General features: G+C 42.6%; 12 protein-coding genes. 6 read left to right on the top strand and 6 right to left on the bottom strand.

Annotated elements, in window-relative coordinates:
* Positions 1–261: 261 nt before the first annotated feature.
* Both BB427_RS19420 and BB427_RS19415 read right to left on the bottom strand, forming a co-directional pair.
* Positions 262–1,191 carry a porin gene (locus BB427_RS19420; protein WP_069022651.1) on the bottom strand — a complete coding sequence of 310 codons (930 nt, stop codon included), beginning with the start codon at positions 1,189–1,191 and terminating at the stop codon, positions 262–264.
* Positions 1,192–1,339: 148 nt separating this feature from the next.
* Positions 1,340–2,185, bottom strand: a complete 846-nt coding sequence (locus tag BB427_RS19415; RefSeq protein ID WP_069022649.1) for a LysR family transcriptional regulator — start codon at positions 2,183–2,185, stop codon at positions 1,340–1,342.
* Between the two features lie 87 nt (positions 2,186–2,272).
* On the opposite strand from BB427_RS19415, the gene maoP reads away from it, so the two are divergent.
* Positions 2,273–2,644 (top strand): DUF413 domain-containing protein, encoded by a 372-nt coding sequence (gene maoP / locus BB427_RS19410; RefSeq protein WP_010607241.1) that lies wholly within the window; start codon positions 2,273–2,275, stop codon positions 2,642–2,644.
* Positions 2,645–2,873: 229 nt separating this feature from the next.
* Positions 2,874–4,109 (top strand): GGDEF domain-containing response regulator, encoded by a 1,236-nt coding sequence (locus BB427_RS19405; RefSeq protein WP_175401304.1) that lies wholly within the window; start codon positions 2,874–2,876, stop codon positions 4,107–4,109.
* Here the strand turns inward: BB427_RS19405 and rarD are convergent.
* Positions 4,098–4,988 carry an EamA family transporter RarD gene (gene rarD / locus BB427_RS19400; protein WP_039493074.1) on the bottom strand — a complete coding sequence of 297 codons (891 nt, stop codon included), beginning with the start codon at positions 4,986–4,988 and terminating at the stop codon, positions 4,098–4,100. The two genes, BB427_RS19405 and rarD, sit on opposite strands and share 12 nt — an antisense overlap.
* 184 nt (positions 4,989–5,172) lie before the next feature.
* On the opposite strand from rarD, the gene recQ reads away from it, so the two are divergent.
* The 4 genes from recQ to BB427_RS19380 all read left to right on the top strand — a co-directional run bounded on the left by recQ (position 5,173) and on the right by BB427_RS19380 (position 9,724).
* Entirely contained in the window at positions 5,173–6,996 is a 1,824-nt protein-coding gene (gene recQ, locus BB427_RS19395; RefSeq protein WP_139119089.1) for a DNA helicase RecQ, read from the top strand.
* The gene (locus BB427_RS19390; RefSeq protein WP_069022642.1) at positions 6,996–7,283 is read left to right on the top strand and encodes a DUF3630 family protein; all 288 of its coding nucleotides are present in this window, start codon (positions 6,996–6,998) and stop codon (positions 7,281–7,283) included. The genes recQ and BB427_RS19390 overlap by 1 nt, the downstream gene beginning before the upstream one ends.
* 151 nt (positions 7,284–7,434) lie before the next feature.
* Positions 7,435–9,102, top strand: a complete 1,668-nt coding sequence (locus BB427_RS19385) for a POTRA domain-containing protein (RefSeq protein WP_069022640.1) — start codon at positions 7,435–7,437, stop codon at positions 9,100–9,102.
* 58 nt (positions 9,103–9,160) lie between these two features.
* The gene (locus tag BB427_RS19380; RefSeq protein ID WP_017218501.1) at positions 9,161–9,724 is read left to right on the top strand and encodes a mechanosensitive ion channel domain-containing protein; all 564 of its coding nucleotides are present in this window, start codon (positions 9,161–9,163) and stop codon (positions 9,722–9,724) included.
* Here the strand turns inward: BB427_RS19380 and BB427_RS19375 are convergent.
* From BB427_RS19375 to BB427_RS19365, 3 genes are read right to left on the bottom strand one after another with little or no spacing between them, the layout of a single operon-like run.
* The gene (locus tag BB427_RS19375; protein ID WP_010378992.1) at positions 9,714–10,742 is read right to left on the bottom strand and encodes a succinylglutamate desuccinylase/aspartoacylase family protein; all 1,029 of its coding nucleotides are present in this window, start codon (positions 10,740–10,742) and stop codon (positions 9,714–9,716) included. The two genes, BB427_RS19380 and BB427_RS19375, sit on opposite strands and share 11 nt — an antisense overlap.
* Complete coding sequence (gene rimK, locus BB427_RS19370) at positions 10,729–11,634, bottom strand: 30S ribosomal protein S6--L-glutamate ligase (protein WP_010378991.1); 906 nt, start codon at positions 11,632–11,634, stop codon at positions 10,729–10,731. Before rimK ends, BB427_RS19375 begins: the two co-directional genes overlap by 14 nt.
* Complete coding sequence (locus BB427_RS19365) at positions 11,631–12,065, bottom strand: ATP-dependent zinc protease family protein (protein ID WP_010378990.1); 435 nt, start codon at positions 12,063–12,065, stop codon at positions 11,631–11,633. The genes rimK and BB427_RS19365 overlap by 4 nt, the downstream gene beginning before the upstream one ends.
* Positions 12,066–12,069: the final 4 nt, after the last annotated feature.

Genomic DNA, 12,069 nt, shown 5'->3' with positions numbered 1-12,069 from the left:
ATTTTGAATTTCTTGAGAAGAAGCTTCGAACTTAAGTTTTACTTGACGCTAACTCGTTACTGCTTTGCTTTTCAGCGTAGCGCCCCGTGTCAGTGGGGTCGCATTATAGGGCGATCCGATTTTAGTGCAACCCTTTTTTTAAAGAAAATTGCGAAAAAACGTTTGTTCGAGCAAAAAGAAAACAACCAGAATATAAAACAAACAAAAACACCCGCATTAGGCGGGTGTTTCGCTATTTTAGGCTTGGATAAAGTCTATAAATTAAAACTTATACTCGATACCTAAGCCTAGATAATCCTTTTCTACTTGGTTGTCTGCATCAAATGTTGAGTAGAAACCATAAACCTTCGCGTTTTTAGCAAGCTTGTAATCAACACCGACAGAAACACCATCTACTTTGTCACCGGCATCGAAATCAACAACTTGATACTGTGCTTTCAAGGTCGCATTGCCCAATTTGTACGCTGCATTTAGTAAGTACCCATCGGCCTCTGCACTTCCATCCACCTTTTCTTGTGTCTGGTACATTGCACCAAGTTTGAAGTCAGCTACTTTACCTTGAACAGTGAAACGAACCGTGTCATAGCCATTTACTTCGCTATCTGCCGCAATCGCTGCATAGATAGCAGACTCTTTCAATCCAGCATCGCCATATGTTAGCGCAGTAGAGAAACCGTTTTCACCTTCTTCGCTGTCTTCAGCAATAAAGCTTCCTAGTACTCTAAAGCCATTAAAGCTTGGCGACTTGTAGGAAATTGAATCACCTAAGCGGTTTTCGCCTTTAAAGAGTACCTTAATGTCACCCTCAAGGTCGTTGAACTGGTCTAACTTACCTTGAGACTGTTTTAATGCAGTGTCATTACGGCCGATAACCACTTCACCGAAGTTACCTTTTAAACCCACGTACTGATTACGTGCAGTAATATTATCTTTATCACCTTTTGAATCAGCGTCAGAGACATCTACTTGGAACTCAAGCTTATAAATAACTTCTAAACCAGAGTCTAATTTCTCAGAACCTTTGAAACCAAAGCGAGAGGCGTTACTTTTAATTTCAGTAACTGAACCTGCACCATCGTCAGAAGATTGTACCGATACATTCGCTTTACCATAAACATCTACTTCAGCGTTTGCTTGAAAAGTGAATGCACTTAGTAATGATAGCGCTAAAGCAGTCTTAGTTAGTTTCATGTGTATTTCCTCAATATCGCAACACGTATTTTCAAAACACGCGCAGTTTGACACTGGTAAATGACAAAAATATTACACATAAAATATTTCTGAAAATAAAATGACACCCAACTTTAAGAAATGCGTCACAAAAGATTCATTATAAGAATTACTTCACCGCCCCCAGTAAATTTACGATGGTTTCTATTTGCTCTAGTTGGTCGTTGTCTTTGTGATATGCCACAAATATCTCTCTTGAGTTACTTTCTACTTCATCAACTTGAGCCAACCTTCCAGCCTCGATGGACTCTAACGCTAACGCTTCTGGCACAAATGCAGAGCCACCACACTGAAGAATAAGATCGAGTGCTATTCTGCCGGTGCTGGTTCTAAAATAAGGAGGGGTTGCGCCAGTGAACTGTTTTGCATGCCATAGAGAAAAAGCAGTTCCCCAATCAACATAAACATACTGGTTGTCAAAAAAGTCTTCCTTTGTTGCGTTATCAAAAGTGCTTACAGGAATAATAGCAAGATCGCTAATTGGCTTAACAACCAGTTCATCCACTTTTGGCGGATCGAATAGTACAGCAAGGTCCAGTGTTCGCTCTAATAATAGTCGCGTGCTTTCTTGCTGTGCTTTCACTTCAGCAACAAGCGATACTCCGGGCATAGCAGATACAATATGGTTAATCCCGAATTGTAAAAATGCGTCCCAAATATTAGCCGTGCCGCTCAATGACAATTGCTTGTGCATATTGTTTGCAAGCGCAACATCGACTTTGGCGCGCTGCATCCCAGTTAAGATCATTTTGGCGTGTGGTAACAGCCTTTCACCTGGCGCAGTTAACTGAATATTGTTACGCTGGCGAATAAAAAGATTCACCCCTAAACTTTGCTCAAGCTGGCGGATCCTAAAACTTACAGCTGACTGAGTGATGTATAAATTTTCTGCCGCTCGACCGAAGTGACGGGTTTTGACAACTTCGACAAAAGTTTTTAATAGATCTATGTCCATTTTTCTTCCTGACGATAAAAATTACTCGTTTAAAAAATTATAAAACTTGGTCCATACTCCAGCCAGATAATCTTAGAGGACTCAGTTATGGATCATAATTTAGCGACTTTGAAAAATGCATTTGCAAGCCCCAGAGCCTTTTATGATGACGCCAACTTCCCTAGAGGATTCGGACGCAGTGGTCACTTCACGCTACAAGAAGCCGAAATTCTTGAACGCTGTGGTGCCACATTAAGAAGCTTATACAGCAAAGCAGAAGAACCTCAAAACAGTTTCCAATCCCAGTTTGTTCAGGTAATGGAAGGGTTAATTCCTCCAACTAACGCTGTAGAAAAAGCCTGGACCAAATATTTGAAGCATACTACGTGTAAGACAAAGTTTCACACGCTATTTGGACGCTCTAAAGTTCAAAACGATGGTAGCGTGGTGATCCCGGTAGATATTGACGACGAGCTATAAGCGAAATCGTCTAAATCCTATAAAGCTTAGACGCCAACAGAGTAACCTTATTTCTGTCGTTGGTGTCTAGGCACTTCTATTATTTATACCATTTCAACCTCGATTACCTCATCACTCCCTATCTTTCTCGTATTTTGTTCTTAGTCGTTATCTGTTTATTAGCACAAGCATTGCAATTAAGCGCAGTTAGGTTAAGAATTAGTAAAACTGGAAATGATTGGCGAAGGTTGTGTTACGGAAAATCTTAATCATTGAAGACACCCCCACCATTGCGAAGGTGCAAAAGCATATTGCAACCACTGTGGGATATCATGTAGATATTGCAGAGTCTTTGGCTGAAGCCAAAGTATTATTATCACAGCACGACTATTTTTGTGCCGTAGTAGATTTTGTGTTACCTGATGCGCCGCTTGGAGAAGCTATTCCCTGCACGGTTAAAGCTGATATTCCTACTATAGTGATGACTGGTAACCTTGAAAGTCAGACTCGCTCAATCGTTGAGCAATACCCCATCATCGACTATATCACCAAGGAAAATAAACAAGCCTATCATTATTTACGTCGCCAATTAGAACGCCTGCCAAGAAACGAAAATGTCAGAGTACTGGTTGTGGACGACTCTATTTCGTCGAGACACTATGTCTCAGCACTCCTCACTCGCCATAAATATCAGGTACTAGAAGCCTGTGATGGCATAGAGGCACTCGCGGTATTAAAAGACAATCCAGATATTTCAGTGATCATTACCGACAATGAAATGCCAAATATGCGAGGCGAAGAGTTATGTATCGAAATTAGGCGACTCTACACTGATGATGATAAAGCGATAATTGGTATATCTGGAGTTGAAACCGAAAATTTATCTACACGATTTTTGAAAAATGGTGCTAATGACTACCTCAGAAAACCCTTTAACGCTGAAGAGTTTTACTGCCGTCTTAGCCAGAACGTCGATATGCTAGAACATATTCAAACGATACGCCGACAAGCAAATACAGACTATCTAACCAGCTTGCCAAATCGACGCTACTTTTTCGATACCGTAAAGAAAAGCCTAAAAGCAAGACATAAAAAGGAGCTCTACGGGCTGATCGCTATGATAGATATAGATCATTTTAAGCAAGTAAATGACAAATATGGCCATGAAGGCGGCGATGCGGTGCTTGAGTCAATTGGCCAAGCGTTTGCTCAATACTTTCCCAATGATTTAGTCGCTCGATTAGGCGGCGAAGAGTTTGCGATATATTTTAAAGATACGGTGGCTGATCATTGCAAAGAAAGACTAGAGTGCTTCAGGGAATATTTAGAGCAAAGTAGTAACGAACTGACTGAACAGCGGATCTCGTTTACTGTTTCAATGGGACTTGCCGCTCAGGTGACTACGGACATAGAAAGCCTGATAAAACAAGCCGATGAGCGTTTATATCAGGCGAAAGCTTCGGGAAGAAACCGCTTAGTTCACTAAGCGCTTTCTTTTATCTCGATAAGAATCAAAGCTAAACATCACCAGCGCGCCCCAAATAAAGGCAAACGTTATAGCTCGTTCAGCATCAAAGGCTTCCCCGTAAAAGAGTACCGCCAATATAAACATTAAGCTCGGCCCGATATATTGAAAAAAACCAAGTGTCGTGTAGGGTATCCGTTTTGCTGCTGCGGTAAAGCATAACAAAGGTAAAGTTGTCACCACACCCGCACTTATCAATAGCGTGTTGGTATACCAATCATTATTCCAAAGGTTGCTTGTGGCACTCGGCTCAACCCACCACCAATAAGCCAGTGCAATTGGGGTGAGAATAAGGGCTTCCACCAGCAATCCCGGAAGCGATTCAACCGCTAAAGTCTTACGTAACAATCCATATATCGCAAACGATCCCGCCAGTGAAAACGCAATGACAGGGAATGAACCAAAACTAATTAACTGTAATACCACACCCACTATCGCTAATAGCACAGCAAACTTTTGCGCCGTTCTCAACCTTTCCGATAAGAATAGCATTCCCAATAGCACGTTAAGTAATGGGTTGATGTAATAACCCAAACTCGCGTCTAACATAAAGCCGTTATTCACTGACCAAATAAATAAACCCCAGTTAAAACCCAACAGCAACGCAGTGAGTGTCAACATCGCCAGCAACTTTGGATTAGCCAGTATGGCCTTAATTTTGGGCCATTGCTGCTTTGCCAGCACAATTAGTGCAATAAAAAATACAGACCATACAACGCGATGAATGAGTATCTCAATCGCGTCGACATGGACGAGTTGCTTAAAATAGATGGGTGCAAGTCCCCACATAAAAAAGGCGAGTACAGCGAGTAAATGGCCTTTCTTTTGTTCTTCAATCACGGGCGTTTAACCTTTGGAGGGATCAACTAAGAGGTCAATCATTATACTCATTTTTACTAATCACGGCGATGAAAGTTCGATGAATTCACAATCACAAAGTTTAAAGCCAACAAGTGCTCAAAACTTATTCAAGTCTCTTAAGATTAGATAAAAAGCAAAGACAAGGTTCAAAAAAAGCTCTAAAATGACGCCGATGGATACCCTCGTAAGCACCCCAATTAACGACCCTCATTCAGTACTGAATGATGTGTTTGGCTACAGTACGTTTAGAGATGGTCAGCTTGATATTATTCAGTCTAGCTTAGCTGGTCAGGATACGCTTGTACTACTGCCTACCGGCGGCGGTAAATCACTCTGTTACCAAGTCCCAGCAGCATTATTTGCAGGCGTGACAATTGTTATATCGCCACTTATCTCATTAATGCAAGATCAGGTCGCGCAGTTAAAAGCACAAGGCATAGCCGCTGAATATATCAACAACAGCGTCGCTTGGGAGCAGCAAAGAGATATCTATGACGCGCTTTTCCAAGGTCGTTTAAAGCTGCTTTACGTTGCACCAGAAAAGGCCTTACAACGAGACTTTATTGAACGCATATCCAACTGTAACATCAGTTTATTTGCCATTGATGAAGCTCACTGTGTATCCCACTGGGGACATGACTTTAGACCGCACTATTTTCGTTTAAAAGAATTGCGTCAACATTTTCCGTCTGTTCCGATGATGGCATTAACCGCAACGGCTGATTTAGCGACACGAAAAGATATTGTCCAGCAATTAGGTATGCAAGCACCATTTATCTATACCGGTAGCTTTGACAGACCCAATATTCGTTACACCATCGAAGAAAAGTTCAAACCCCTGTCGCAATTGATCCGCTATTTAAAAGAGCAAAAGGGGCAAAGTGGCATAATCTATTGTGGTAGCCGTAAACGTGTTGATGATATTGCCGAAAAGCTGATTGATGCCGGGTTCAATGCAGCTGGTTATCACGCAGGTCTAGATAATGATCAGCGCCAATTTGTACAAAACCGCTTCGCCCGAGATGACATTCAAATCGTAGTTGCAACCGTTGCTTTTGGGATGGGGATCAATAAACCCAACGTGCGATTTGTGGTTCACTATGATATTCCTAAAAGTGTAGAAGCGTATTATCAAGAAACCGGCCGTGCAGGGCGAGATAGCTTAGCTGCTGAAGCCGTTATGTACTTTGATCCTGCAGATATTCCCCGCGTTAGACGCTTTTTTGAAGATATTCCAGACGAGCAACGTCGTAAGGTCGAAGAACAGCGCTTTCAGGCGATGTCGAGTTTTGCTGAAGCGCAAACCTGTCGTCGTCAAATTTTGCTCAATTACTTCAGCGAATATCAACGTGAAGCATGCGGTAACTGTGATATTTGCCTTAATCCACCGAAACAATTTGATGGCACATTAGTTGCCCAACAAGCGTTATCGTGCGTATACCGTGCAGAGCAACGCTTTGGCATTGGTTACATTGTGGATATTTTGCGTGGGGCAAATACCGCAAGGATCAGAGAACAAAACCACCATACCCTCTCAACCTATGGGATCGGGAAAGAGCACAGCAATGAATTTTGGCTGAGTATCTTACGTCAATTGATCCATCATGGTTTATTGAGTCAAGATATTACTCAAGGCGCAACGCTTAGATTAACAGAAGCCGCCCGCGCCGTACTTCGCGGCGAATATGTGCTGCAACTCGCAGAACCAAGACTTGTAGCTAAGCATGTCTATCAAGATAAACTGGCTCAGTTTAATTACGATAAGAAGCTATTTGCTAAGCTTCGTGCACTCAGAAAGCAGCTCGCAGATGAAGATGATGTACCGCCGTATGTTGTATTTAACGACCGAACATTGGCAGAAATGGCACAAAGAACGCCAACAACTGATAGTGAGTTTTTGCAAGTGTCTGGTGTCGGTTTTACTAAGCTCAGCAAGTACGGTGCCCCTTTCATGCAGCTCATTCGCAATTATTTGGAAAGAGAATAATGACTACACTCACTTTGGATAATTCACACGAGGTGATTATCGTCAGCTGTGAAATTACACCTCAAGACGATGAATTTGAACTTTGGGGGCAAATATTCTTACATCAAGATGAGATTCAGTTAATTGAATTCTCGGCTGGAGCGGATAGACTTCAGTGGCGTTTTTCATATAAAAGCTGTAATTTTAATTTAAATTTTGAACATTACAGTGAGAGTGTGTGGATAGCTCCTGATGGCGTTGATGCCTTAGAACTCCTACCTTTCCTACGCCAACAACTTTCTCGTTAAGTCCACATAAAGCTCTTTAAGTCTATAAATATTATTACTTTTGTTGCAGAACTAAAGCAAGCTGCAACAATATAATCCATACTAAAGGAATATTAGACTTAAAGGCTCTGTGATGAATGTAAAGAGGATTTCGTGTAATAGTATTGTGCTAATGTGTAGCCTAAATGCAGCTGCGCAAGCTGAAAAAGTGCCTACTGTTGATTTTGCTAATAGCTGTGGTAATAACCGAGTTGAAGCACAAAGCGACCAAAATCTTTCACGCCAGCTAGACAGCAAACAAGCCTATCCTGAGCCCGCAGAGGGTAAAAAGGTCGTCGCTATCACTCTAAAACAACTTAATGTTTTCGATACCGATAAACCTGAAGAAGACAATGCCCTATTCCGATTTGCCAACCGTTATCATATTCAAACCAAGCCCGAAGTATTAAAAAGCGTGCTCCTTTTTCAGGAAGGGGATGCTTACAACCCAAGAAAACTCAGTGAATCCGAACGACTCCTTCGCAATCAGTCATACCTATATGATGCACGTATCTATGCAGTGGAAAACTGTGATGGTGATATTTTAGTTACGGTTGTAACGCGGGATCTTTGGACACTATTGCCCGATTTAAGTTTTAGTCGTAGTGGTGGGGAGAATACTTCTCGAATTGGGTTTAGAGAAAGTAATTTATTTGGCTGGGGAAAGCGCCTTTCTTTTACCCACATACAAGAGGTCGACCGCTCTGGTTATCAGTTTGTCTATGATGACCCTAATATTTTAAACTCAAGATATCGTGGTCGCGTAGAATATTCAGATAATGACGATGGTGAACGCCACTATATTGATGTGAGCTATCCATTTTTTGCAACCGATACTCCATATAGTTATGGTTTTACGAGTTATTCCGACAAACGTGAAGAGCCCATATATTCTGAAGGTGAAACAATCTCAGAGTTCAGTCAATCCACGGATGTCACGCAAGTTTACTTCGGACACTCAAAAGCGCTATCGGGTAGTTGGACTCGCCGTCTCATCGCAGGCGTTAGACATGAGCAGCATACCTTCCGTGAGATAGCTGATACCACTTTACCCATTGCACAAGATAGAACGCTCACCTACCCTTATGTTCAAGCACAGTGGTTTGAAGATTCCTATGTAAAGGTACGCAATTTCGACTCGATTTATCGTACAGAGGATCTTAATTTAGGTTGGAATATTAATGCTCTATTTGGCTATTCAGCCGAATCTTGGAGTGACGATACTGAGCGTCTTGTCTATTCATTTTCTGCCAATACAGCGCACTACACCTCAGATCACAGCTTATGGCGTTTTTATTTTGATGTTAGTGGCAACTGGAACAAAGACACAGATAAAACCGAAAACCTAATAGCGAAAACGACCTTTCAATACTATTTAAATACCAGCTTGTATGAGTCTTGGTTTATCAATGCGAGCTATACCTACGGAAATAACCTGACCTTTGATAATCAAATTACGTTAGGGGGTGAAACCGGACTTCGCGGATACCCAATAAAATATCAGCAAGGTAGTCGAAGTATGCTACTCAATATCGAAAAGCGCTATTACTGGGAATATGACTTACTGCGTTTATTCAAAATTGGTGGTGCAGCTTTTTTTGACGTGGGTCGCGCGTACCACTCTCACCTGCCGATTGAAGCAGATGAATCAGTCCTAAAAAATGTCGGTATTGGCTTGCGTTTAGCACCTAGCCGAGCCAATTCAGATATCATGGTTCATATTGATTTAGCTGCGCCAATCAATGGCCCGGATAACGTCGATAGCGTACAGTGGCTATTAACGGTAAAAAATCGCTTTTAACGGTGTCGCACAACAATAAACATGATATAAAGCAGAAAAAATTTCTTAGGATACGATTTTGCATTTGTTAGATTTCGCACTCAGTCAATACAAGCTAATTGTAACTTTGGTGGCGCTATTATCCTTCCCACTATTAATGAAAGCATGTTGCAAACTCTTAGAAAAAGTAACACGCGGAAAAATAGACTCTCATCGTAAACAACGTGCCGACTTACTCGTTCGTGTACTCGTTGCCTTTGTATTCGTCTGTTTTATGCTCGTATTCTGGGGCATAGAACTTCGTGGTTTACTGGTGCTTGGTTCATCGTTATTTGCGATGCTTGGTGTTGCCATGTTTGCCGCTTGGTCACTGCTTTCCAATCTGACTTCATTCTTACTGATGTTTATTCAAAACGATTATCGCGTTGGGAATTGGGTAAGAATTGTCGACGGCGCAAACTTTGTTGAAGGCTGTATTGTAGAGATGGGGTTGATGAGTGTAGTACTGCGCCACGTTGACGGCCATAAGGTCGTATATCCTAACAACTTGTTTGTTACTCGACCCGTTATGGTGCTTAGTCAGGAACCGGCTAAACCTAAACAGGTTCCAACACCAAGAAGAACATTAGGCCCTAAGAAATAGGGCCTATATCGTCAATAAAAGTTTCTAGCTGTTGTTCAACAATGCTATTTGCATGTGCAAAGTAAGCTAAATGAAAAACTGCATCTCCTTCATTCACCAAAGGTAGCATTTGTTGGCCAATTACTATCCCACTACGGGGCGCGATAATCGCTTCTTCGCTTTGACCTAATGGACTGTCTATATAAGCCAAAATTTGACCTTTTGATACGCGTTCACCCAAGTTAACTTGAGCTCGAACAATACCATCAACGTCTGCACGCACCCAACTTGTCGCTGCCGCGATAACTGCATCGTGACGTTGTTTCCTGCGACGCCCACGCAGCATTCTGAGTTTGCGCATGACATTTTCAACCCCTTGCAATCCAGCTGCAATGGCCAATGAGTCAAACCGCAACGCTTCTCCCGCCTCATAAGTGATAACAGGAATGTCCAATCCCGCCGCTTCACTTCGTAGCGAACCATTACGCAGTCGCGCATCTATCGCAACCGGCGTACCAAACGCCATCGCCATTTCTTTGGTCATTTCGCAGGACAAGTCACCACGGATCTGCGGTAAATTAGAGCGATGAATCGCGCCGGTATGTAAATCGATAATATGGGTGCATTTCTTTACCACCAAATCGAAAAACATAGATGCCATTCGAGCCCCTAACGAGCCTTGCTCAGAACCTGGAAAACAGCGGTTTAGGTCTCGTCTATCAGGTAAATAGCGAGACTTATGAATAAAGCCAAAGATATTTACGATAGGCACCGCTATCAAGGTGCCACGTAGCGTCGCCGCATCGACTTTACTTAATAGCTGACGCACGACCTCGACGCCATTCAATTCATCACCGTGAATTGCGGCACAGACCAAAAGTACCGGCCCGGCCTCTGCGCCATTAACGACTTCAATCGGAATAGTCATTGGTGTGTGGGTGTAGAGCTTGGCCACTTCCAACTGGACAGTCTGCCTTTCAGCAACACCCACTCGTGTATCTAATAACGTAAAGGGTTGGTTGATTTTAACCTTTGCCACGTGTAGCAGTCCTTTTCGCCGCTGCATTCTTCTCGATAAAGGAGATGATCAAGCTAGCTATGTCTTTACCTGTTGCCTTTTCAATGCCCTCAAGGCCCGGAGATGAGTTCACTTCCATCACCAAAGGACCACGCTCTGAACGCAATAAATCTACACCGGCAACATTTAGGCCCATGGCTTTTGCTGCAGCAATTGCAGTGCGGCGCTCTTCCGGAGTGATTTTTACCAATGTCGCAGAACCACCACGATGCAGATTTGAACGGAATTCGCCCTCTTGCGCTTGACGCTTCATCGCGGCAATGACACGGTCGCCGATAACGAAACAGCGAATGTCCGCACCACCAGCTTCTTTAATATACTCTTGCACCATGATGTTGGCTTTTAAGCCCATAAATGCTTCGATAACGCTTTCCGCCGCTTTTCGTGTCTCAGCTAACACCACACCAATACCTTGTGTGCCTTCTAGTAGCTTGATCACAACCGGTGTGCCGCCAACCATTTCCAGTAAGTCTTTAACGTCATCAGGCTTACTGGCAAAGCCTGTGATTGGCATGCCTACGCCTTTTCTTGACAGTAACTGTAATGAACGCAACTTATCTCTTGAGCGAGTGATTGCAACAGACTCATTCAATGGGTAAACCCCCATCATTTCAAACTGTCTGAGTACCGCACAACCATAAAACGTCACAGAGGCACCAATTCGCGGAACAATCGCATCAAAGCCGCTCAACTGCTGACCCTTAAAGTGAATTTCAGGCTCGCTACTATTGATATTCATATAACAACGTAGCGCGTCAATAACCTCAACTTCATGCCCACGCTGCTCTGCCGCTTCAATTAAACGACGTGTTGAATACAAAGATTGATTCCTTGAAAGAATGCCAATTTTCATGATTTATCCGTTTTATTACTTAAGTATGACTGTTCTGGATCAACAAGGATGCGGCCTCGCATCGCCGTGCGGCCCAGTAACATTCTAAATTTCATGGTTTCTCTATTGCTTAGCGTGATTTCAATTGGCCAAGCCTGATTGCCGATAGTTAAATTTGTTTCTATTACATAACGTAGTTCTTTATGACCGCCTGAATCGGTAACAACGCGCTCATCTACTACTTTTGCTTCACTACAGACTTCATAGTCGGTATTGTCTTGTTTGGGATGGATCCAAAACCTTACCCAAAGTTCATCTTGTTCTGTTTTGAAAGGCTCAACCTTAAAGGCATGCAGACATGATGTTCTTGCTCCAGTATCTACTTTCGCTTTGATTTTTTCGATACCTAAATCGGGTAAGGAAAGCCACTCTCTCCAACCAACTGTGATCATATTA

The organism is Pseudoalteromonas sp. BMB (assembly GCF_001709235.1).
GTDB classification, from domain to species: Bacteria; Pseudomonadota; Gammaproteobacteria; order Enterobacterales; family Alteromonadaceae; genus Pseudoalteromonas; species Pseudoalteromonas maricaloris.
Note: the sequence above shows the minus strand (reverse complement) of the source record. Positions and strands in the feature narration are given on the sequence as shown.